Genomic DNA, 22,845 nt, shown 5'->3' with positions numbered 1-22,845 from the left:
CAGGAGAATAGTTATGACTGAAAATGACCTGGCTTCTCTTTTCAATAACTCGGCTTTATTTAAAGCCTTGGGGTTTAACATTATTGAAATAAATGACGATGCCATTGTTATGGAAATAAATGACGACAACCCCTGCCATCAGGGAGGCTTTGGTGTACTCACATCTCTCGGTATTAACGGTGCAGTGATCAGCACAGCTCTGGAGTCAGCAATAGGCCTATGTGGATTTAACGCTCTGGGTCGTGAGCCCGCAGGTGTGGTTGAACTTTCTGTCAAAATTTTACGTGTGATACGTAAAAAACCATGTCGAGTCGAGGCGCGCGTTGATAATAAAAACAATAATGTCGCTTTTATTTCTGCCACGCTAATCAGCGCAAGAGGTGGTATTTGCGCAACAGGAACCGGCATTGTACTAAAGAGTAAAACCACTGAGGCAACACAATGAAAATCACTAATTAAAGCGTAGCAGAACTATTTTCATTTATACGTGTTATTGGAACGCCAGTCATGGCGTTCCACGGATGAGCAATGCCACCAACACGATCTGATATAAAACAGATTGATAGATTTATTCGTTTCGACAAGGAGTTCAACATGACGACAAATTATTCTGTTCCTAAAGAGATGAAAGCTTATCTGATTCGCCCAGAGCGTTATGGCGATCCTATTACTGCAATTCAACAGGAAACTGTCAGCATTCCGAAATTATTACCTAATCAGGTTCTTATTAAAGTGATGGCGGCAGGACTGAATTATAATAATGTCTGGGCCGCATTAGGAAAACCTGTCGATGTTATCTCAGCGCGCCGTAAAAGAAATAAAGATGCTGAGCCGTTTCATATTGGTGGTTCAGAAGCGGCAGGTATTGTTTATTCTGTTGGTCATAATGTTAGTAACGTCAGCATCGGTGATGCCGTGGTGGTTTCCTGCTCGGTATATGACGCTACCTCGCTTGAATCACGCCTTTCGAACGATCCGATGTTTACCCGCAGTCAGGAAATCTATGGTTATGAAAGGAATTACGGATCATTTGCAGAATTTACAATCGTTGAAGACTATCAATGCTTTCCCAAACCTGACTTTCTGACCTGGGAAGAGAGCGCGACCCTGATGCTCAATGGACCCACAGCCTACAAACAACTCACTCATTGGGCACCAAATAACGTCAAACCAGGCGATGCCGTTCTCATATGGGGAGCAGCTGGAGGATTGGGTTCATTATCGGTACAAATTGTGAAAGCCCTCGGCGGGCTCCCCGTCGCGGTTGTGTCAAGTGAAGAGAAAGGAGAATATGTTCGCAAACTGGGGGCCGTAGGATATATCGTCAGGAAAAAATACTCACATTTCGGCCGACTTCCCGATGTGACTTCCGATGAACACACGTCATGGTCCAGAGCATTCGCCAATTTCAGACGCGACTTCTTTAAGGCCTTAGGAAAAAAAGAACTGCCCAAACTGGTCATTGAGCACTCAGGACAAGATACTTTCCCTACATCACTACAAATCTGCGATCACTCAGGTATGGTAGTCACAGTGGGGGGGACCTCTGGTTATAATTGTGACTTTGACGTGCGCCATTTATGGATGCATCAGAAAAGAATACAAGGTTCTCACTATGCCAATATCCGTGAATGTAATGAGTTTCTTAATCTTGTTAATCAAAGAAAGATCATCCCAACCATGAACAAAGTCTTTCATTTTGATGAAATACCTTATGCGCACCAAGAGTTATTAAACGGAGGTATATTCGGCAATGCAGCGGTACTGATCAATGCAACCGCTCCGAAACTCGGCTCAAGCGTTTCTCATGAAGAGAAACTCACGACTGCAAACAGTCATTGAATGACTAATAACCTATCCCAAAAGAAATAATCATTAATAAATAATGATTATTTCTGAGGAGGGGGATATTGCGGGCAGTAATTGGTAGCTCTGGGAAAAAATCGCGGTTCTTATCATGGAACAAAAAAATCATCCCTCGCTGGGTAAGCAACGTAAACGTGTTAATAATCGTGCCGTAATGAACGCAATTTTCTTTGTGTCCAGGACAGGCTGACAGTTGAATGCGCTCAACGGCACTGGAATATGTTAATCAAGCTCTGCCGATCGTCGGTTTCAAGAGCAGTGCAATATAGGTTTTTTTGAGAAATTCCAGCAGAACAGACTGCTGGCCTGCGAACAGCTAAACGTTATCGACTAGTTGTGGTTGTCGATGGCTGAGTGCATGACAAAATCACCACCGACAGACTCAAGAAACAGAGCGACTTCCCACAGACCACGGGAAACAGTAAATAATTTGCGCAGAATACGCACTTATACTGAAATTTTCACTTAAGATAATGAAGCGATTGTCTATTTGAAATAGTATGGGCGATAAATAGTGAAAATATACTCTGGGAAACTTTAATAAAAAGCAATAATATAATTGCATCAGTTACAAAAATATAAACAGAAGGCTCCCCGAGAGGAGAGCCTTCTGTTGTTAAGCCGCCAGTTTATTTAACGATGATATAGACAGACTGGTAGTGTTCACCAACGATACAACGTGTTCTGACTCCTCCCTAATCCACCCAATTGCATCGACCATAACCTCATAATAATCCGATGTATTCGGGCGTTCAGGATCATTGACCTCCGTATCCCCCGTAAAACTCTTCATTACAGCACCATTGCGATAATGAATATCGACGCGGAAGGTCACTGGTATATAAATTCCTGCAGCTATCGCATCGACATGCTGGGTCAAAAAATCATCCTCAAACTCCATGATATCCACGTCATCAATAGACTGTTGAGACATATACAGGCGTATTTCACCGGCACTACCACGCCAGCAGCGTATTTGACGCTCTTCGAACGTGCAATTACTGACAAACTGCGTCAGCGTTTCTGCACATTGATGAGAAACATCCCGTAATGACCGTTCTAGGTGATCCATGAAGCGGAACCAATAACGTTCACTCTGCCGGAACTGCGCAAGGGTAACGAACGCCTCTGGCGAATTGTCACTCTGGCCGGACGCTTCACGAAACGCAGCTTCATCCAGTTCGTAGAGCTGCATGATGTCAGCACGCAGCAGCTGGTCGGTACGACCGCTGATTTGCGGGTGAACCCGGGGAAGATACAAATACCCATGTTCTATCTCGTTACCATTAGCCAGCCAGTTGGTTGCGTTTATCCATAGCCTTAATACTTTCCGACTTCGCTCACGCTTAACGTCATCGGTATCAAGACGATCCAACATGGTTTCCATCACGGCCGTCAGCTGCTCGTTTTCAAACAACGTTTGCGTATTAACGTAAGTCATGCCGGCGTCATCATCCAACTGCCAGCATATTTCGTCATAATCTGGTGCGTAACCTAATGTCCGCTGATACGCCTGCTGAATGTATTCATGAATAATGCACATTATGTACTCCTGTCAAAATAGTGATGGCAGGAGGCCCGACAGGGCGTTCCCCTGCCGGGTAAAAAGTTAAGTAATCAGTCAGGCAACCAGACGCAATGCTGGCGTCGGTGAATAGTTATCGAGCTTCAGACGTCGTCGTTCGTCACGCAGCCAGACTATCGCCTGCCGCACAACGTCACCGTAGTCTGCCGCGGTCAGCTGATTCACGTTCGCGACATCTTTCTGAACGGAAAAACGACCGATGATGGCACCATTGTGATAGTGAATCCGGCTCTCCAGCGCAACAGGGTATATCTCGCGGCGGCAAACCCGTTTGACGAACTCAACCGGGTCTGTCGCACTCACGCTCTCTGGATTAACCGGCCCCAGGTTCACAGTGATAAACCCAAAATCCGTGTCAAAACGCCGGACAACCCGTTCATCAACGTCACAATGCCGCTGCAATGCAGCCAACTGCGCTACACAGTGCTCTCCCGTCTGCGCCAACGCGCGACTCAACCAGGATTCAAACCGTGACCAGTGCTGCATCGTTTGCGCCAGTTGGGTACGAGGGATGACATCATCAGTATGCCGCTCGCCTTGTGCCGTCAGTTGGATAAAGTCGGCATCCGACAAATCCAGTAATGCCGACGGATCGCCTGGTAATAAACAGTCAACCCTGCCGCTGCTCTCCGGAGAGGACCTCGGCAACAATCGTGTATTGCCACTGGCTGTGGCCAACGCATCCAGCCCCAAAATCCACAGTGTCAAGATTCGCTCACTCAGTTGACAACGAGCCCGTAGCTGCCGATTGCCGGGGATCTGATCGAGCATAAACTGCATAACAGGTAACAATCGCTGGCTATGAAACACGATATCCGTATTCATGTAGTCCTGCAGATCGTTACTGATATCCGCCTGCCACTCATCCTGATGCAGGAAGAGGTTCATGTGTTTCAGGTATGTCTGTTGAATAAACTGCTCTGTCAGCATGATGCTCCTTACAAATAAAGTAAGGGCGCTTCCCCTTCCGGGAGAAACGCCCGGTTAGGGTTAAATTGTTATGTCAGGCTACTTTCTGTTGAGCTTTTCGCTCTTGTTCACGGGTCCATTTACGTTCCCAGCCAAACATCATCCAGAAAGGCGTACGCCAGGTCTGACTGAACGTCATGCTCAGGCTGTTCCCGACAATCACCATGGCAGGGATGCCACATAACGCCAGTTGCACATACGCCATCATTGCCGCAACGGGATCGATATCGACACAAACGGCCATCATCTGTTTCTGTGGATTAAGGCCTGCTTCCAGCATGGCTTGTGCCATCGCAACAACCAGGCCGCCAGCTCCGCACGCGGGGTCTGAAACAGTAATGAAATCCCGTTCCCCACTGGTTAGTGCAGGCAGACCATCAGCCAGTTGCATTTTCGCCATCATGTAGCCAACGGAATACGGCGTGAAATACTGCCCCCGGCGCTGATCGCCAAGCTCGAGTTCCATGAATACAGAACCAAGAAAATCCGAAGCACTGAATTCCATTCCCTCAACTAGCGTGTTGAACAGTAAAGGGAAACGGTTCTGATCGGCTTTCTTGTAACGTTTTATTCGCCGCATGTAATCATCTTCGATTTCCTGCACAAAATGGCACCGGTTATGTAACGCCGCTGCCGACATGTGAATAAAATCGCTGAAGACCGTCCAACGGTTCTCATACGGTGCAATTTCCTGAAACTGGCGGATAAACGTTGCCCGATGTGGATTGGGACGTCCCTGGTTTCTGACCCAGGGGAGCGCGGCGAGATTTCCCGGATCATCCGGGTCACCTCCTTCTTCCTCATCGTTAGCTGCAACCTCATCGACCGATTCAGCAGACGGTGGCGGTAGCAACAACGTGCCAAGCTCCGGAGCCTCCAGAACTACGCCGCTATCATCGATGTCGCTGCCGACACGATGAACAGCCAGACTTCCGGGATTCAGTGAGAAACGCGCCAATGCATCAGCAACACTATTCAACTCTGGCGTGAACAATGCCGTCGGCATATCACACCGAGGCCAGTCATAAATCCGTGCCAGCGCATTTACCGCATTACTCGGTGAAATGTTGTAGCGCAAGTGCTGATTCACCACGCTGTCACACACTAACGTCGTGTCATCCAACTGCTGGCCATAGTGAGTGGTTAACAGATGTGCTGCCAGTCTTTGCCAATGCTGAACGTCATCGAACGGCAATGTGCCCAACCGCTGTTTTTCCAGCCAGTCAACCGCCTTGCCTGCCTCAGAAGCAGATTTAAACAGTATCCACGGGTCTGAACCCAACTCACCATTCCACATCGGCGTACCAGCAAGAGGTATCCCTGCCAGTGCGGCAAGAAATGCACGCCCCACATCAGCAACAAGATTCTCTTGCAGGTATTCATCCAGTTCTGGAACATCACTCCGCGTAAAACAACGGCGCCCCAGTCGAGTTGGATGTCCAGTAGCACTGACGAGCAACGCCGTTAGGCTATCCAGATTACCCTGATCGCTATCAGATAATTCGATACGGTCACTTTCAGAGAGATAAACCGCCGGACGTTGTCCTCGATACAGTACTGGGACCTGAGATGCGCGTTGCCATTTCTCTATCCGCTCCATACCTGGGACAGGTGTCGGAGGCCATGGCCACCCTGCTCGCAGCTCCGTTGGTAACCCGTCACACTGTTCGATATTGATAACCCGAAACAGCGAAAGTGACGGCTTGTACCTGACGATAGTTGTCGGACGCTGTCCAGGCGTTATCCTGCCGCCCAGAGAACGCAGATCATCGCCGGTCAGCCAACGGTTTGATATCAAACCGTTTTGTAACGCTGATTGCCAGAGCAATAAAACGTTAATACCAGTGAATAACTGTCCGCTTAATGCATGTACCGGTATGCCGTGACGAATGAGGCTTTGTCGCCATGGCGTCGTCCCAGCCTTAACGCTTTGCATCAAACGTTCTGTTAACAGCCGGCAGATGTCACCGGCATCCTTCAATGTGAAAGTTTTCATGTGGTCTCCATCAAAAAATCGGGACCATCCCCTGAGGGATGGCTCCCTCAGGGAAAATCAAAAATCAGAGTACAGTGGTGAACAGTTGCAGGATCGCGTGACCCGCAATAACCGCCTGATGGCACAACTGCACAAACTGCTCGTGATGAAGATAGGCCCAGATGACAGAGGATGTAATTATCCCCGTTGCTGACATGGCCATCAGGAACTGGTTACGCCGGCGGCGAAACAGCGCCTCTTTATCTGCGACTTGCGTATGCAAAAATAGCCCCAACGTCTGAAGCTCTGCAAAACGGCCGAACTCTTCACGCCGCAGCGCTTCACAGGCTGCATCAAAACGCTCCAGCTCCGTCGGATGTTGATCCTCAAGAAATCGGCGATAACCGCCGTCACGTATCGTGTTGTAATGACGGTCAAACTCAGCCTGTAACCAGCTATAAAAATGACTGCGCGTGCGCTCAATGACACCTGGCTCTCGCGTCAGCGACTTCATTGCTCCCTGTGTCGCCTGGGCCGACTCGTGGTGTTCATTAGTGGTCAGTAAACTCATGGTATGGACTCCGAAAAAAAGACGAGTCCACCCCTGCGGGTGTCCCCGTCAGGGTTAATAAGATGCTGTGTTAGTTTGTCAGGCTGATATGAATAACATCATTCTCATGGCGCAAATGAAACTGCTGCCATAAGGGTGTCGTTCTATCCCCGTCACTGGGTAAACAAAAAATACCTGTCGTTACTTCTGAACGTGTACTTGAAGCCAATGCTTTCAATGCATGACGAATCAGACGATACAATCGCTCTGTCTCGCACGCAGGCTCGGGCGTAAACGCAACGAGTCTTGTCCAGGCGCTGTCATCAATCGCAACGGCCGGAGAGGATTGCAGTCTATCCATCATGCGGCTTCATCATTCTGAGCCGCTGACGAAATCGTCACGATAGCGGGTATTCGCTCAGATTTTGGACGTTGACGCACATTCCGTAACAGCTTCTGGTGCATGGCCAATGCGGAATCAACCGCGTCGTCTTCGCTATCCATGTACCGTTCACCGTAAAACGGTTGAGCTGTCTCCTCGCCGAAATACAGCAGTTCGACACCAGGCTTATAGCGGTGCCGGTGTTGCAGTACGATGGCTCGGCCACAACACTGGTGATCGTCAGCAAGCAGCCATTTCCCGGTATAAATTATTCGATGAGCGGACGACTCCATCGGCTCCGAACGCTGACGCCAGGTCTGATAAAGCCAGACAAGCGCTCGCGCAGACAATTTGCTCGTCCAGCGCACGATGAACCACAGCCCTGTAAACAGAACAATTAGTATGTGTAAAATCATTGGCATAACCGATCCTTTCAATGGATTAACCCGCGAAGTAGCAGGACCAGCGCTAGAAGCACCAGGGAACCGGCGACTTTCAGCAGCGTGAGATAACCGAGCAGTTTCAGTAGTGCATTGCGATCGCGCCGAAAACATTCCCGACGTATCAACTGACACAACGCGTCTTCCTGCTCTGGTGTAAACGAAGCGCTCGGAACGAGAGCCTCTTGAGTGATATCAATGTGAGACATGAACTCTCCTTTTTAGTAATGAAAAAAGGGAGAGTCATCCCGTAGCGGGAGAAGACTCTCCCCATGGGGTAACATCTGATTAAACGAAAGTGTTTATGTGGTTATAACCAGCCACGTTCGGCAAATGATACGATTTCGCCGTGGCCAACAATGATGTGATCCAGTACCCGCACTTCAATCAGAGAGAGTGCGTTAGTCAGTTTCTCGGTGATTTGTCGATCGGCATTGCTGGGTTCAGCATTCCCCGACGGATGGTTATGGGCAAAAATGACCGCAGCCGCATTCAATAGAACGGCACGTCGGACAACCTCATGTGGATGAACCTCAACACTGTTAATTGTTCCGGCGAAAAGGAATTCACAGGCAATTAATCGATTTTGATTATTCAGGAACATCGCGACAAAAACTTCTCGTTCAATATGCTCCAGCTTGAAACGCAAGTACGCTTTAACGTCCTCAGGAGACGTCATGGCTTCCCGTTTTCTGACCTTACGTTCAAGAAGCGCCAATGCCATATTGATGACTCGTGCTTCACGCTCGGTATAAACGCTCGCGTGAGGGGGGGGTTAATTCGCTCATAAAAGACCTTTTACGGGCGAATGCTTTCCCCCTGGTGGCGGAAAGCATTGCCACTGGGGGAAAGATAAAATTATCGTAGGTCGATAATTGACGTAAAACAGGCTATCAATGCATCAAACCTTAAATGCATCAGTTGCATTCAATTTCAATGGACTCGACTGAGCCACTTAATGTAGCTATCAAAATCGCCGCATTCCTCCGGGCAAGAAGAGAATTCCCGGCAGGAATGCTTACCTTCCAGAACACCATTCTGAAAGGGTTTGTCCCAAAATCCCTGACCAATTTTTTTCCCTAATAAGATCACATCATTAAAATAATGACTGTAATTCTCAGGGATAAAATTCAGTCCAAAGGTTTCGCCAAGACAGTGCGCGATTTCGAAAATCTGATAATCATTGTCTGTAAAACCATCATCATCAGGTGAGCAGTTGATTCGAAGTGTCTCGAATGCATCAATCTCCATCAATTTTCCCTCTATGTCAGAAATCACACACAGCAGGTCAACGACAGAATGACGATTACGAGCAAGACGATTAAGTAAAGTATTCATAACGGATAAATCCTCTCTTCAATTTGAAAAAGGATTTATCCCCAACGGGATAAATCCCGCATAGTTTGAGTAACGATATGGCGGCCAGTCAGTAGAACGTCCGGCCGTCATACCAGTTGCGTTCAATATCTAAACTGAGCGCGTAAAGGTAGTAATCAATCAGCCAGATACTGGCGTTCGGGCTCTCATGCACTTTCGCTGCATCTTTCAGCCCCTTATTGAAATAGCGCTGCCAGAAAATGGCATCAACAGAAAGACTGGGATTGAGAACCTCTGTGAGGTATTTTTCGATAAACACCGGAGGCAACAGATTCAGGCCAATAATTTCACCGACCTGCCGTGCAACCCACGCTATCTTTTTTTGGTTAAGTGTCATCAGCGCCAAATCATCCCAGTCAATCGTATCGATACCAAGACGCATGAGCGCAGTCGCTTCCATCAGTACAGATTCAATGTCAGAGACAATCCTGATGAGGTCTGTTGTGGAACGCTGTAGAAATTCGTCGTCCCTCCGAAGACTAGCCAAGCGCGAGACGAAAGGTTTCGTATTGAAATCATGCATCGATAAATCCTTTTTTCGGTTCAAAACGAAAAGGGATTTATCTCCACATGGGGATAAATCCCCGTGTGGGTATGAGTTACGTCACTGGAAGCGATAACGCAGCGTTGCTAACTGTTTTGCTAACAATTGTGCAGCCTTGATTGCCTGGCGACGTTGTGGAAACGAATTATCGGGACAAGTATGAGCGTCAAATCGGTAAGATTTTGAGCCTAACCAACCGGTACGACTTTCTACCTGATAACTCCATCCGGAATTACTTCGAGAAACTCGCGCCCGGAAGTTCATATGCCCGGAGCGATTCGGTATCCATTCGCCGATAAATCCGTCATTGCACTGCTGAGTGTTTTTCTTCAGCAACACAGACAGACGTTCAGTGAAATTAATCGTACGACGTAAGACCATTTGCATGATGTTCTCCTGATAGAAACGGGAGAACATCTCACCCAGGCGGGAAGATATTTTCCCGTTGGGTTGCCTGCTTAAAGTTTTAGAAAGAGTCTTTCGGATACACCTGTTCTGTCGAAACCGTAACAGGTTCGACGATGGTACCCATCGGTTCATCTTGCTGAGGCTTATGTTGGAAACCACCAAGTCGGCTCAGATACAAAAAGCAGCAAACGGCGACAACACTAGTCCAGATGAGTAAAAGCTGAAGGGAGCTGTAGGTCTTGTAAACATGCTGCCGTGTCTTCACTTTTTTCTTCAGTGAAAGCAACAATTGACCTGCCCAGTATCCGTCACGATATGCAGTAGAAGAGTTCATAGTGGTTGCTCCAAAATAAAATATTTGGAAAACCACATCCCTGCCATCGGGAAGTAGCTTCCCGGAGGGATTGATTGGTAGTTAAGCGGAACCTTCATCACCACGCTCGTAGCGGCGTTCAAACTACCTGGTGACATCTGCTCTCAAAGGATGGCAGATTTACCGCGCTTCTTAATCACGCCCTTTTCCTTGCAGGCTTTGGAAAAGTGATTCAGTCACCCGAAGGCGATCCTCACAGACTGAAAGATCATTGGTGGTCGTCAGAGACGACAAGTTAGCCTTTTCAACATACTCAAAGATGGAATTAAATTCAATATATTCTCAGCTATCTCTGCATCATTAAATTATTCGTATCAGATACGAATAAAACATTGAACCGTTTGCAAGAAGAATATTTAATCGTATCCGATACGAACAAGAGGGAGGTAGTATGCGTATTTCAAAAAACCAACGTGATGTCTTATTTCTACTGTATGCAATTGAACAAAAAAAAGGTCATCAACATTTTGTAACCGTGACTGCGCTATTCTCAATGATAAATAAAAGCCGCAGTACATCATTATACTCAAATCACTTAAGAACGTCCTGCCATACTCTACATAAAAATGGTTTTTTTGAACAATACAGAGATGAAGGATTGAAATTGTCATATGCGTTAACAGAACAAGGAAGATTGGTTGCTTCAGCGATTTACAATGAAATGGTCAAACAACCATCTTGATCCTTTATCACTGCGAGGGATCAACTTTATTATAAACACGAGCAACATAACGGCCTCGCCCATCACCGTGACCTAAATCCATAGAGACTAATGCGTCAGCCTCTTCTTTACTAAATCCATTTTTAAGATGTAGCTTTGTTGCATCTTGGGTATAGGCATACCTAAGGCTATGAGGTGCATATTTTCCGACAAGCCCTGCATCCCTAACGATATTACGATACTGTTCAATTGCTAAATGCAAAGCAGGACGATTAATCAATCGACCGTTATTTTCGCTCGCAACATGTATTGCATTATTCACTGCACTGATTAACCTGTCCCTTTCAATAATGGTGGTATCTCTTGGCCGCCCTCCTTTAGTACCAAAAACAATGCGAACTTTCTCATCACCATTTTGCAACGCCTTCTGCCATGTTTTAAGGGATTTAACTGACTGAATGGTTTCCTCAGTCCGTAAACCAAGAAGACGGGATAATTCCATTGCTGCACCTGCGCCTTTATCGGCCGCACTTACTTTTTCTAAAATGCTTTGATATATACTGTCTGGAATAGCAACCTTTGAACCGTCACGACTTGCACCAAAGATTCCTAACGCTCTATTACTCAAACTCTCATGCTCTGGTTTGGCCATAATGGTCTTACCCGCTGCACGCAAAATGGATCGTATTGCTGACATTTCATTTTGCAATGTCCTGATTGAAATTTTCTCTTCCTGACGGCTTCTGATATACATTTCAATATGACGAGGCTTAATATTCTTTGCATCCCTAATCTGCACATTCAAGCGTTTTAACCTTTCCGCAAAACGATCGGCTATTTTCATACGGTCATTGAGTGTTTTAAAACTGCCACTACCGTCCCGCGCTAACGTCACAAGATTCTTATTTAACTTAGCCATATGAGTCCTCCAGATCCAATGAAGTGAGTTATGTATTCCGTCCGTGTGAACGGAATACATAACTCACCGACTCCCTTTTGAAAGAGAGCTAAAATAGGCACTTCATCCCCGACGACACGGTTTAATTTTGCGCATCCTGCGTCTCAGCAGACATCTGTGCATCGGGGGCGAAATGTTGAATTGTTGCAAGGCACCCTGGGTGTTACCCATTCGCGGCTTACGCCGGGCTGACTTTCGTCAGTCTACCTCCACACGCCAGTTGTTGCTGACGTCGCCATCGATGTCGTGCTGATTACCTCCTCTATCTAATAGAAATGTCTTCATGATGATGTCTTTCATACATTCGGACTGTTTGTTAAATGAACGACCATTAAACGGCTAGTAAAACGTCTTTATACGTATTAAAACCGTTACTACGTGTTGGTCAGATGGTAGAAGAATCGTCTATCGGGCAGTGCGTAAGCTCTGACCGTATACGCGCTGCGCGCGTCACTTGGTATTCGCGTTGCTCATACACAAGTGACGCCGCGCAGCTTCGGCCTTTCATTGCGACTCCCGTAAGCGGCCAAATGTACCAAATGGCCTTATACGTGCGTGCAAAGGTCGGACGTCGCTCTAGACGTATTCGTATCTTGAATTGTGCGTAAAACAGAAAACTCCGAACAACATCAAATTGTTGCTGAAGCTATCGATCTGCTCTCGATAAGACGAGCCAGTATTTGAGTGTATAAGCGGAACCTTCATCACCACGCTCGTAGCGGCGTTTAAACTACCTGGTGACATCTGCTCTCAAAGGATGGCAGATTTACCGCGCTTCTTAATCACGCCCTTTTCCTTACAGGCTCTGGAAAAGTGATTCAGTCACCCGAAGGCGATCCTCACAGACTGAAAGATCATTGGTGATCGTCCGAGTGGACGATGGTACAGCGAAATCGATATTAACAACGCAATTCGGGATCGTCAAATAGTTACCCACATATCCACCGACAAAGTCGGCTCGACACTCGCCGACCGCTCCCGTTCGCCAGCGCCTTTGGTGGGCGCTGACTCACTGGCTTATTTGTCCGTGGATATGTGGATAACATATTAATAATGCTCTTAATACAATTTAACGAGCTGAACTACTTATAACCTGTTCAGTTATCCGAGATAATGCCCCGTAAACCCAGTGAGGAACTGAGTCCCGTGATGGCACTAATAGATCTTTAAGTGTTCGGTTAGCCTGCCGTCCATAACTAAATTTATTGCGATTTTGCCATATACATGAACAATAATATAATAACTCCTCGCGAGACATTTCAAATAGCGGCCGAAGACAAGCCACATGAAAACCCGTATAAAATGGGGTTTCCTGATAAAAGGTAGATAACACACCATTACCACTTAAAGCGCATGTTAATTCTCCTGCAGGTGCAGGCGGTATAGAGTCAATTGGTGCCACGTAAGAGGATATACCATTCCCCCCCATCTTCCTCGATACAAATGGAATACCACCATCACGTCGACTCAATAAATCAAGTCTATTTAACTCAAGAGAATGTCCATAACGCACATCAAATAAACTATTAACAGGAACAAAATCCAATTTTCTCTCTGACTTTTCATTAAAGGGAAACTCAGTGTTATTTTTAAAATCATCTAAAACACTTAAGGTTTCATTCGTATTTATATCTTTCACCCAATCTGGTACTGCATTAGGAATTTCAATTTCTTTCAACCGTTTTCCTTTAGGCTTCCTTCCATATGAAAACAGGTAGCGATTCATTGTTATGCATCGTGCATAGAATATTTTATCTCTAAGACCCATATCTATTTTAGGTATAAGTATTGAAACATCACTATTACATGCAAACTCGAATGAAGATACATAAGAATATGTATGACTCCCCTCACCATTAGTTGAAACAAACAAACTCCCCTCAGGATAAATATTTTTTCCTTCAACATCCGATTTTGATATCCATCCGGAGATTGTGCGTTGCTGGGTATTGGCAGGGCGCAAATAGGGTATTGATCCAAAGAAAGGCCCTGACTGTATATTTAGCCCAGAGCTAACAATACCGTTACGGACATGAAATAATTCATCAAGCTTCATCATCGTCTCCCCGACCAATCTCAGGACTACCTTGCACATCAAGCATTAAATTAAAAAGCAAAAATCTTTTAATATCTTGCTCAAATATTTCTTTAGTCAAAAGGGTATAATCTGTTTCGATATAAGCTTCAGCACACCATTCATCAGTTGATGACACTTTATATGTTGCACTTTCGCCAGGGTGTATTTCACGATTACGATACATTGCAACCCAACGGTCACGAATATCAGGCCAACGATGATTAATATCAATTCGCCCTTTATGTTTGGTTTTAACAAAGCCATCATCTCGCCAATAGCCAAACCAGGTTTTCCGATCTGAATATTCATGAGGCTGGCCTGCAATCCACACCATAATGCAAGTAACAACTCCCACTGAATTAAACAATTCTGGCGGCATCGACATTACGGCATCGAGGGTATGATGTTTCAGTAATTCTTCTCTTACCGGATTAGGAGAAATGGCACAAGACATTGGAACAATAGCAATACCGATAGAGCCAGGCTGAAGGCAATTCAGCATCTGCTTCACAAAATACAGCTCATGGAGTTCCGCATCACTTTTCGATTGCGCATAAGGTGGGTTTAGCATTCCAACATTAGGCTTCATGCCTTTTACTGAGCGAATTATCGCATCATCAAAACAACTGGCCTGGTGCAGGTTGGCTTTGCCATCACCACGGAGGATCATATTGGAAGCAGCCAGAGCAAACATTTTTGGACTGTTTTCTATTCCTATCAGTCTATTACGACGAATATCCTGGCGTTGCGCTTCTGTCACCGCCTTTTTAAGCATGTGTTGCATGGCTGAAATCAGAAAACCGCCCGTGCCGGCACATATATCCAGGACCCGCGACTCAGGCCCGACATTTGCCAGCAAAGAGAACAATTCTGAGATATGCCCAGGTGTCAGTACGATACCGAGTGCTTTTTTATCACCAGCGGTGTACTTTAAGAACTCGCCATAAAACTGGCCAACAACATCAAAATCATGATAAATGTTGATATACGGCCAGACATTTTCACAAATTCTCCGAATAATCTCTTTAAACACGCCTCCAGGATGCTCTTTTGCCGTTCTACTGTCAGGACGACCCAGATTGGGGTGTACTGCTATAGAGGTGTACGGCTGCAACATCGTGTCTTTTTTCGCCTGGGGGATCTCTGCCTTATCCAGTTCTTTTTTAATCGCCCCCAACCAGGCATCTTGCAACTCCCCTGCAGGCAGGCTGTCAAATGTCTTCATGAACGTGACATTCATTAGTGCGATTAACGTTCCACTGACCAACAAAGGCTTATCTTCTTCGGAAACTTTAGCTTTAGCCCATATGAGTTCATGAAGCTCACGGGAGAAGGCAAGCAGATCAGCATGGCGTTTTTTCGCAACATCGGGGTCAAAAGAAGCCAATCGGTAATAATCATCAAACGGAAGCAGCTCCATCACTGGAGCACCTGATTCATTGGTAAGAATTTTCGTTTCTGTCGTTCCTGCAGGAACCAAGAAGCTGGAGATTTTCATCGAGCTGGCTGTTTCACCACTGACGGCGACAGCAACAACGGTGTAGTCCTTTGCCAGATGTTTGGCATAGTGCAAGACACCATCTACAGCGAATTCAACAGGTTTATTTCCAGTCTGGCTTTCGTGCTTTCTCACATCATGTTTACACTCGAAGACAATGAGAAATGCCGTATCTTTCAGGTTAGAAATAATAAATTCAGGGTATCCTGCGTTCCCTTTTGCATTTTTACTTGCTTTAGATAACAAAGTTTTAACTCTGGATATTTCAGACTTTTGCTCTTCAATGCTGATCCCGTTGTCTGCTCCATAGTAACCAAGCCCCCTTAACGTATCTCGTACCAACCCTTCCGTTACTCGCTCATTTGCCATACTGATAATCCGGTGTGTTTTAGTGATGGTTGTACATAACACATGGATCTTACTGACCATTCATTCGATCGCAAAACTTAATTTAGCACGATAGATAGAGGTAGCCTGCTGATTCTGCCTGATGCCACACCGGATTATCAGTGTGATATGTAACCTACATGCCCATCTTCTACAGATGTAAGATATCCACCTGACTCTCTATTCGGGCTTTCGGTAGAGCATTTTCTGCGCTATATTGGTGTTATCACGGTTGCACCAATGGAGAGTGTAATGAATATTACAGTTGAAAAATCGATAGGCAAAAGCGCCCGTCTGCGTAAGCAGGGCAGGGCCATCATCGTAACTATTCCTAAAGAAATCGCCCTCGCGATGAACTGGAAAGAAGGCGAAGACGTAGTTCTTGTCCAGGATAATGGTGCACTGAAAATCATGCCGCAGACAGTAAAGCCACGCAAACGCAGGATGTCTCCTGAAGAACTGGTGTCTGATTTAAGTACTCGGGATATCAGGATCTTAAGGGAAGCAACACAGCCATTTCAGCAACTGAAGCCTGCAGGACAGGAGATTTTTTGATGGCTCGGATGCCAAAAAGAGGTGAAATTTGGTTAGTCAATCCAGATCCAATTGCTGGTAGAGAGATTGCTGGGCCGCATTACTTCCTCGTAATATCGGTTGATACCGTGAACAAAGAAACCGGCGTTACAGCCTGTGCCGCGATAACATCAGGCGCAGGGTCCTTGCGCGAAAAAAACATCGTCGTTTATATCGGCGGTGGTGATACAGAGAAAGGCAAAGTGACTGGAGTGATTCTTTGCCACCAACTGAACTCTCTTGATTTTCAGGCAAGAAGCGCGAAATATATTGATACGGTGTCACCTCAGGTCATGGCTGATGTCGAAATCACACTGGCGAACATATTGGGCATATGAAAAATAGATTCATTTAAATTCGGTCTTGTAGCGGCAGATTTCTCTAGCGAAACGGTGTGTAATCCCTTTTAATTTGATGGATTTGCGCCCTTTACTAGACTAAAATGTAACCATGAGATGTTCCATTGAGAAGGATATTCAGATGCAAAGCACAGCAAAGAACCAAGCCTATCAGCGTGGAATCAAGGCGGCAGGTATCTGGAAAAGCACAAAGAACAGACTGAAACAGTGGGATGCAACGTGTGTAGCTGCCGCTGGTCGTCATAATATGCCGAAGTGGCTTGGTCATATTCCTGTTACTGCATTTTTAACCTTATCCATTGCCGCTATTCTGTTTGGTGGATTTATTCTTGGTGGTATGTTCCTTTTACTTTGGGCTGTTTTCTTGATTAGCCCTAAAAAAGGGTTAGGAGACGGAACACCAGTTTACGTCACCAATTATCAATCAGGCAGCTATGACTCTTACGACTCGCACGAATGCGGTAGCTATAAAGAGAATCCAAACAAATACTACAGAGACAGCGATGATTAAATAGCCTGTTAAGGCTATTTAATCTGCAATACTTATTTTGATAACCTATTTGTAGCCGCTTGTTTTATTGCCCCACTAGCAGCATCACCAGCACTACTTGCTGAAACTCTAGCATCTTTTACTCCACTACCTATTGCGTTGGATAACGCAGCCCCGATATCCCGCCCTGCCCACGATAATGATCCTACCCATACTGCCGGCAGAACAATGAACATTGTTCCCATCACAAAAGTCATGACCAGGTCGTCAGAGGTGTTTTGAAACCCTGCCAGATTAAATCTGCTGTGGGTATCCGAGCTGTACAGTGCTTCAAGTAGCCAACTGTCGAGCCACCGAGCCAGTTCCCACCAGAACGTCAGGAAATTCAGCGCGAATATCACGAACGTTAGGGTAATCACGACCTTGAATTCATAGACACCAAACGCAAGGATCAGCGGCAACATGACGTAGATAGCCATCAATAAAATAGCCTGAACCATTGGTAGCGCCTGGCGCATCGCATCAAATGCCGGAAATGCTCCCAGGCTTCCCAACGCGCCGCCGGCAATAGCACCAAACCGATTGACGGTATTCATCGTGGTGAAGTCCGCATTACCTCCGTAGCCCGCATAAACCTGCCCTCCCTGAGAGATATTTAGGCTCTGAGGACTCACCAGTCGCCTGATCACTGCTTCTTTGTAGTCAGCCGTGCTTTTCCCCATCATTTTCAGTGCGGCAGAAAGACGCAGCCACATGCCTGGGTCAGCTTGATTGACTACCCTATCCTGCAAACCGGTATCCGCTGTGGACCACCATTCATTACATGTAGGATACCCCCCCCGCCCCGTATTCGGCCGCCCACTGTCCCTGGCATCGCTCCAGGGAAAATTTGACCGCGGCATTTTTGAGTTCAGTTCACCATAATAACGGGAACGAAACGTTGAACTGCCTAACCATTCAATGTCCTTCAGCACATCCTTATCCGTTGTGGCTCCCTGATCTTGCTGTTTCCACGTATATAACGCGAGCGCATAACAGTCGTTGGTAAAGTCCTGAAGCTCTTCAGCCAACGCCGGATTGCTGATATTGGTTCTCTGCACCTCAAAACGAACCTGGCGCAAATCCGGGCGACAAGGAATGGTCGCGACGGCAGCCTGTGTTACCCCTTTTGACAGGCGGTGTACAACGGCCCACCAAAAGGGTACCGCAGCAGTCTGATCATTAAGGCTGGACACTACGCTCGAATACCCACTTTCATCCGGAGACAATGGTGTCCAGGTTCCACACGTTTTCGCTCGAGACGTATCGTACTGCATGGTACTCAGGCTCAAATTAATCAACGGAACGCAGCAGGCCAACATCACAAAGAACCCACCGTACAGTGCGTTTTCGATGCGGGGTAGCGATAGCATTCCTTTGTTTCCTTCGTCCTCTCCTTCTTCTCGGACCTTCATCCAAATACCAACTATTTTAAAGGCCAAAGGTGCAGCAAATAGTCCGGTACCAATCAGGATGTTCCACAGGCCATTATTAATGACCCAACCCAGTAGCGTCAGAAAATACTCGAAATAGCTGTTTGTGGTCATCGCGTCATTCCTGTGTCGATATACATAGCGTATTCACACGCCAGTAAAAACATCACACTCACGATGGCCATCCGTCTCAGCGGGGCTTTATATTCCGGCTTACATCTAGGGGCATGCCAGATTTTCCAGAACCCCCATCCCAGTACGCTATACAGCATCAACCGCCAGACCAACCAGCCAATGCTCGTTCGCTGCATCCAACTACGAAGGGCTAAGAATTCATCTGGATATGACACACCGATATTCGCTATCAGAAACGCAATAAGCATAGATCCAACGCCAAGTGGCAACAGGAGTAGCAACACTCTGGTTGCCTGTCGTAGCCGTTTAAAAACAGGCTGAGACTGTATCTTTTTAGATTCAGGCATAATTATTTACCCTGAACAGGGGTAGTCATCTGATTGACGCGCATATCCGTGTTGTCCTGGATTTGCTTCTGCGGATTGGTTTCTACGCGGCTATTTTCCCGCTCAATGATGGTCAGTACCGAGTTACGTGCCAGCTCGCGTTTGAGTTCCATCTCATTCTTTAGCGCATTAATTTCCCGATCGAGCGATTCAATACGACGAGTTCCCTCATCAACCGCAGCCTCCTGAGCGGCAGCATTTGGCTCAGACATTCCGGTCATCAGCATGCGTCGCATCAGTAAGGCCGTCTCGACCGTATCCGCCATCGCCAGTTCGCTGGCCAACCGACCAGTCAATGCAGCGTTATCTGGATCACGTTGTAATGCCCGGATAACACCACTGGTGATAGTCAGGCTCCCAGCTTTCAATTTGCCCAGGTTCGCCGCGGTAGGTTTCTCTGCCCCATTAACCATTTTCACCAGTTGTTCAAGATTGGCTTTCGTTGCCTCTTCCAACATGGGGGCAAACCCGGTTCCCGCCTGAGTAGTTCCGGGTTGTTGGCCTTCATCCCCACTGGTGCAGTCAGTGGCAACCTTACACGTCCGCATCGAGCGATCGCCAAGCACCTGGACGACAGCTTTTGCGGCTTCCTCCGAGTTAGGGAATTTCTGACAGACTGAGCCAGTGCAATTGCTGGTACTGACGGAAGATGTACTCAACGCCGGCTGGCTATTCATCATGTTATAACCGGCTGCGGCCAAATCGTGTGTTGGGCGAATAGCTGGCTGCCCTTTACCGCCACGTCGCTGACCACCAATCCAATTTTGGCCGTTATTGCCAGTCAGTTTTTGGGAGTCGTTATCCGTTTGAATGGCGTCCGCTTTTCCGCTATTAACCAGTTGCTTGTATTCATCTGCCTGTGCGGATTGCGTCCATTTGCTGGAATCCGAAAAATCCATCATCCGTTTAGTCATGTTTTGGCAGTTAAACATGGCCTTATCAAATGCGACATTTGCCTGGAGAACACCGTTAGTCAGCATGTCATAGAGTCCCGGGCTCGCTCGTTGAATAATGGCACCAGGTAAACTGGAGACCGCACCGGTCGCCCCCTGAATGACTTCCCCCATCAGGTTTTTGTATCCGGATGTCACGCCATTCAACTGATTGCCGACCGTCGTTTTCAGGTCAAAATTGCCACACTGCAAATCAGAACTCCAACCGAGATCAACACCCAGCTTCTGCATACTGATACGCGTTGCCGGCTGCGAAATCACAGAACCGCCACCGAGCGTATAAAAGAGTTTATCTGACACAGCACCACTGACATCAGCCCCATACCCCAGCGCTCCGCTGTTCGCCTGGGGTAAATTGACGTTGAACTGATCGGCCAGAACGCACGGCGTAACCCATTGCAGACCAATAGCCAACACGAAAAATTTCATGTTCATCGTTATTCCTTAAAAATTAGTGGCAGATAACAACCGCTGACCACGACGTTGGCAGCAACTGTAGGGCTGCCAAAGGGCATAGGCTGCATTGCCATTTTCAGCTGACATGTGGTCACCATCAGGGAATACGGCGCATGAGGACGTTAGCTGTGGAGACAAACGCTGCCACTTGTGATTGTTGGTGTTTTCCACGACAGGTTCGGGGGGCCAGTACCCATCACGGCGGGAGCCTGTCAGGGGCTGATAGACGTGCAGTTGGCCAGAACGCGTAATAATGTCCGCCACGCGCTGGGCGACTACGGCTGACGCTTTATCGTCATCGGTATGCTGGATAAATCCAGAGCGGGGATAAACATTCCCCCACATATTTCCTGATGCCATGCTACCGACTTCACGCTGGCCGGGAATGAGTGCCTCTGGATACAGTGATTCAGGAATTCCCGTTCGCCAGGCGAGAGAATCTAGCGTGCTCAGAAAATACGGCATGAGCGGTGTGGCGACACTGTCGCAGGAATAACCGGGAATTTGTCCACCGATAAGTGTCGAGGCTGGGTGACCTATCGCATCCGCATACTTAAATTTGATGTTGGATTTTCTTCGTCCAGGATCCTTAATGTCTGCTGCGTTACCACCACCGGCAGTAACTCCAGTTAATCCACTGGTAATCGTACTTTCCAACCCTCCCGCACCTTGGCTTACTGGAGACATTTCTGACCAGGGGTTACCTCCTGGAGCCATATATGTGGACACGACCGCATCGGGAATAAAGTGGGACACCTTGACGGACGTTCGTATGGTGCAACCGAAATTCGTGCAGAACAGCCAGTAACAAATGCCACTGACACGCCAACTGATACATCCAGGCGAAATAGCGCTGGCAACAATCTGCGCGGTATTAACGGCAGCAATAGCGGCAGGCTCACATGCCGTCGTAAGCATAATGCCAACAGCAAGTGGACGGAGTCGGGTTCGCCATTTACTCATGGCTACCCCCTTCTTGCATTTTATATGCGATAGCCATGGCAACATCAGCAGTACCGTACACCACGTCGCGATCGTCAAAAACAACAGCAGGATATTTGCGCACGCCAATTTCCCATGCATGCACCACACCACGATAGGCCGTTTGCAGGTCATTCTCATGCTGTTGCCACTTCGGGGAGCGCATAACAACCTGAGCTTGTACTGTCGCTTGTTCCATCGATGCGGGAAACTCGCCAAACACGGAACGCTGCAACCGTTCCGGAGCATCCAGCCAGACTATCTGAGTCTCGGGGGTAAGATTGGTAGGAGGATGTTGCTGGTCGGTATAAACAACGGGATTGGCCAGTAATGGCGCAGGTGAGAGTAAAAAAAGAAAAACGGCTATTTTGCTGCACATAGCCATACTCCTTGTCTGTGGGTTGATCAACAACCATCAGCATGCAGTAGCATGGTCAGATAAACAGCGATAAACTCTTTTTGGGAAAAAGAAAATAAAATTGTCATTATGCCTATTTGCAGGCTAACTAGAGGGGAAAATGGACGTATTACCAAAAATATCTGATATTAATAACCTAAAAGATTTATGTAAAATAATCGTATTACCATTAATATGTGCTTGTTATATTTATCAAACAAACTTTTCACTGGATCTTGATGTCTATGTATTGAGCATTTCCCTTGAAGACTCGGATAAATTAAAGTACATAAAGTTTTTCTTTATTTTTTTTGGTAAAATTTTAGCCGCCTCATTCTTCAGTATGATTCTATATCTGGGATTAATATATGCTCAGGTGTATATACACAATTCTGTAATACCATTGGCAGTGCTAGCATTTCTGACTTTTGGTTTTGTTGGTGTTTTTTCTAACGGGACGCTTGAATCGATTGTTCCACTAAAAACAATTTGGTATTACACCAGCTTTGTTGTCGCATTTTTCTTACTCGCAATGAATGAACAAAGCAAAACGTAACTGAAATCTATAGTGCCAGCACATTGCTGGCACCCTA

The 22,845-nt window shown here is 46.7% G+C and carries 28 protein-coding genes; 8 read left to right on the top strand and 20 right to left on the bottom strand.

Annotation, left to right across the window (positions count from 1 at the left end; translation table 11 throughout):
* Positions 1-13: 13 nt before the first annotated feature.
* The 3 genes from DCX48_18460 (at position 14) to DCX48_18450 (ending at position 2,056) form a co-directional block, all read left to right on the top strand.
* Positions 14-445 (top strand): PaaI family thioesterase, encoded by a 432-nt coding sequence (locus DCX48_18460; GenBank protein ID QXE16319.1) that lies wholly within the window; start codon positions 14-16, stop codon positions 443-445.
* 149 nt (positions 446-594) lie between these two features.
* Positions 595-1,842 carry a crotonyl-CoA carboxylase/reductase gene (ccrA, locus tag DCX48_18455; GenBank protein QXE16318.1) on the top strand — a complete coding sequence of 416 codons (1,248 nt, stop codon included), beginning with the start codon at positions 595-597 and terminating at the stop codon, positions 1,840-1,842.
* A 115-nt stretch (positions 1,843-1,957) separates the two neighbouring features.
* The gene (locus DCX48_18450) at positions 1,958-2,056 is read left to right on the top strand and encodes a hypothetical protein (GenBank protein ID QXE16317.1); all 99 of its coding nucleotides are present in this window, start codon (positions 1,958-1,960) and stop codon (positions 2,054-2,056) included.
* A gap of 426 nt (positions 2,057-2,482) precedes the next feature.
* On the opposite strand, the gene DCX48_18445 is transcribed toward DCX48_18450, so the two are convergent.
* The 12 genes from DCX48_18445 to DCX48_18390 all read right to left on the bottom strand — a co-directional run bounded on the left by DCX48_18445 (position 2,483) and on the right by DCX48_18390 (position 10,430).
* Positions 2,483-3,409: a hypothetical protein gene (locus tag DCX48_18445; protein QXE16316.1), complete on the bottom strand. Its 927-nt coding sequence runs from the start codon at positions 3,407-3,409 to the stop codon at positions 2,483-2,485.
* 78 nt (positions 3,410-3,487) lie between these two features.
* Complete coding sequence (locus DCX48_18440) at positions 3,488-4,381, bottom strand: hypothetical protein (GenBank protein QXE16315.1); 894 nt, start codon at positions 4,379-4,381, stop codon at positions 3,488-3,490.
* A 73-nt stretch (positions 4,382-4,454) separates the two neighbouring features.
* Positions 4,455-6,416: a DUF1738 domain-containing protein gene (locus DCX48_18435; protein QXE16314.1), complete on the bottom strand. Its 1,962-nt coding sequence runs from the start codon at positions 6,414-6,416 to the stop codon at positions 4,455-4,457.
* Positions 6,417-6,480: 64 nt separating this feature from the next.
* Positions 6,481-6,966, bottom strand: coding sequence for a hypothetical protein (locus DCX48_18430; GenBank protein QXE16313.1), 486 nt, complete (start codon positions 6,964-6,966; stop codon positions 6,481-6,483).
* A gap of 70 nt (positions 6,967-7,036) precedes the next feature.
* On the bottom strand, positions 7,037-7,309 hold the full coding sequence (locus DCX48_18425; protein QXE16312.1) for a hypothetical protein: 273 nt from the start codon (positions 7,307-7,309) through the stop codon (positions 7,037-7,039).
* Positions 7,306-7,749 (bottom strand): hypothetical protein, encoded by a 444-nt coding sequence (locus DCX48_18420; GenBank protein ID QXE16311.1) that lies wholly within the window; start codon positions 7,747-7,749, stop codon positions 7,306-7,308. The genes DCX48_18425 and DCX48_18420 overlap by 4 nt, the downstream gene beginning before the upstream one ends.
* 11 nt (positions 7,750-7,760) lie before the next feature.
* Positions 7,761-7,976 carry a hypothetical protein gene (locus DCX48_18415; GenBank protein QXE16310.1) on the bottom strand — a complete coding sequence of 72 codons (216 nt, stop codon included), beginning with the start codon at positions 7,974-7,976 and terminating at the stop codon, positions 7,761-7,763.
* Positions 7,977-8,077: 101 nt separating this feature from the next.
* The gene (gene radC, locus DCX48_18410; protein ID QXE16309.1) at positions 8,078-8,491 is read right to left on the bottom strand and encodes a DNA repair protein RadC; all 414 of its coding nucleotides are present in this window, start codon (positions 8,489-8,491) and stop codon (positions 8,078-8,080) included.
* A 209-nt stretch (positions 8,492-8,700) separates the two neighbouring features.
* Positions 8,701-9,105 carry a hypothetical protein gene (locus DCX48_18405; GenBank protein QXE16308.1) on the bottom strand — a complete coding sequence of 135 codons (405 nt, stop codon included), beginning with the start codon at positions 9,103-9,105 and terminating at the stop codon, positions 8,701-8,703.
* Positions 9,106-9,193: 88 nt separating this feature from the next.
* Complete coding sequence (locus DCX48_18400) at positions 9,194-9,667, bottom strand: hypothetical protein (protein QXE16307.1); 474 nt, start codon at positions 9,665-9,667, stop codon at positions 9,194-9,196.
* An 81-nt stretch (positions 9,668-9,748) separates the two neighbouring features.
* A complete protein-coding gene (locus DCX48_18395) occupies positions 9,749-10,075 on the bottom strand; it encodes a hypothetical protein (GenBank protein QXE16306.1) in 327 nt (108 codons plus the stop codon).
* A gap of 79 nt (positions 10,076-10,154) precedes the next feature.
* The gene (locus DCX48_18390; GenBank protein ID QXE16305.1) at positions 10,155-10,430 is read right to left on the bottom strand and encodes a hypothetical protein; all 276 of its coding nucleotides are present in this window, start codon (positions 10,428-10,430) and stop codon (positions 10,155-10,157) included.
* Positions 10,431-10,860: 430 nt separating this feature from the next.
* Between DCX48_18390 and DCX48_18385 the strand changes: the two genes are divergently transcribed.
* On the top strand, positions 10,861-11,151 hold the full coding sequence (locus DCX48_18385; protein ID QXE16304.1) for a chromosome segregation protein ParM: 291 nt from the start codon (positions 10,861-10,863) through the stop codon (positions 11,149-11,151).
* Positions 11,152-11,158: 7 nt separating this feature from the next.
* Here DCX48_18385 and DCX48_18380 read toward each other — a convergent pair whose 3' ends face one another.
* The 3 genes from DCX48_18380 to DCX48_18370 all read right to left on the bottom strand — a co-directional run bounded on the left by DCX48_18380 (position 11,159) and on the right by DCX48_18370 (position 16,032).
* Positions 11,159-12,049, bottom strand: a complete 891-nt coding sequence (locus DCX48_18380; protein QXE16303.1) for a DNA-binding protein — start codon at positions 12,047-12,049, stop codon at positions 11,159-11,161.
* Between the two features lie 1,108 nt (positions 12,050-13,157).
* Positions 13,158-14,144: a restriction endonuclease gene (locus DCX48_18375; protein QXE17301.1), complete on the bottom strand. Its 987-nt coding sequence runs from the start codon at positions 14,142-14,144 to the stop codon at positions 13,158-13,160.
* The gene (locus tag DCX48_18370) at positions 14,134-16,032 is read right to left on the bottom strand and encodes an SAM-dependent DNA methyltransferase (protein QXE16302.1); all 1,899 of its coding nucleotides are present in this window, start codon (positions 16,030-16,032) and stop codon (positions 14,134-14,136) included. Before DCX48_18370 ends, DCX48_18375 begins: the two co-directional genes overlap by 11 nt.
* A gap of 258 nt (positions 16,033-16,290) precedes the next feature.
* On the opposite strand from DCX48_18370, the gene DCX48_18365 reads away from it, so the two are divergent.
* The 3 genes from DCX48_18365 (at position 16,291) to DCX48_18355 (ending at position 17,493) form a co-directional block, all read left to right on the top strand.
* Positions 16,291-16,605 (top strand): AbrB/MazE/SpoVT family DNA-binding domain-containing protein, encoded by a 315-nt coding sequence (locus DCX48_18365; GenBank protein QXE16301.1) that lies wholly within the window; start codon positions 16,291-16,293, stop codon positions 16,603-16,605.
* Positions 16,605-16,961: a type II toxin-antitoxin system PemK/MazF family toxin gene (locus tag DCX48_18360; protein QXE16300.1), complete on the top strand. Its 357-nt coding sequence runs from the start codon at positions 16,605-16,607 to the stop codon at positions 16,959-16,961. The genes DCX48_18365 and DCX48_18360 overlap by 1 nt, the downstream gene beginning before the upstream one ends.
* A 142-nt stretch (positions 16,962-17,103) precedes the next feature.
* Positions 17,104-17,493, top strand: coding sequence for a hypothetical protein (locus tag DCX48_18355; GenBank protein ID QXE16299.1), 390 nt, complete (start codon positions 17,104-17,106; stop codon positions 17,491-17,493).
* Positions 17,494-17,525: 32 nt separating this feature from the next.
* On the opposite strand, the gene DCX48_18350 is transcribed toward DCX48_18355, so the two are convergent.
* The 5 genes from DCX48_18350 to DCX48_18330 all read right to left on the bottom strand — a co-directional run bounded on the left by DCX48_18350 (position 17,526) and on the right by DCX48_18330 (position 22,234).
* Entirely contained in the window at positions 17,526-19,058 is a 1,533-nt protein-coding gene (locus DCX48_18350; GenBank protein QXE16298.1) for a conjugal transfer protein TraG, read from the bottom strand.
* Complete coding sequence (locus DCX48_18345; protein ID QXE17300.1) at positions 19,055-19,363, bottom strand: hypothetical protein; 309 nt, start codon at positions 19,361-19,363, stop codon at positions 19,055-19,057. The genes DCX48_18350 and DCX48_18345 overlap by 4 nt, the downstream gene beginning before the upstream one ends.
* Before the next feature lie 65 nt (positions 19,364-19,428).
* Entirely contained in the window at positions 19,429-20,853 is a 1,425-nt protein-coding gene (locus DCX48_18340; GenBank protein ID QXE16297.1) for an integrating conjugative element protein, read from the bottom strand.
* Positions 20,854-20,862: 9 nt separating this feature from the next.
* Positions 20,863-21,837 carry a TIGR03756 family integrating conjugative element protein gene (locus DCX48_18335; protein ID QXE16296.1) on the bottom strand — a complete coding sequence of 325 codons (975 nt, stop codon included), beginning with the start codon at positions 21,835-21,837 and terminating at the stop codon, positions 20,863-20,865.
* Positions 21,830-22,234 (bottom strand): TIGR03757 family integrating conjugative element protein, encoded by a 405-nt coding sequence (locus DCX48_18330; protein ID QXE16295.1) that lies wholly within the window; start codon positions 22,232-22,234, stop codon positions 21,830-21,832. The genes DCX48_18335 and DCX48_18330 overlap by 8 nt, the downstream gene beginning before the upstream one ends.
* A gap of 139 nt (positions 22,235-22,373) precedes the next feature.
* On the opposite strand from DCX48_18330, the gene DCX48_18325 reads away from it, so the two are divergent.
* Positions 22,374-22,808 carry a hypothetical protein gene (locus DCX48_18325; protein ID QXE16294.1) on the top strand — a complete coding sequence of 145 codons (435 nt, stop codon included), beginning with the start codon at positions 22,374-22,376 and terminating at the stop codon, positions 22,806-22,808.
* The last annotated feature ends 37 nt before the right edge of the window (positions 22,809-22,845 follow it).

It is taken from the genome of Pectobacterium atrosepticum (assembly GCA_019056595.1).
GTDB lineage: Bacteria > Pseudomonadota > Gammaproteobacteria > Enterobacterales > Enterobacteriaceae > Pectobacterium > Pectobacterium atrosepticum.
This window is presented reverse-complemented; position numbering and strand designations above follow the sequence as displayed.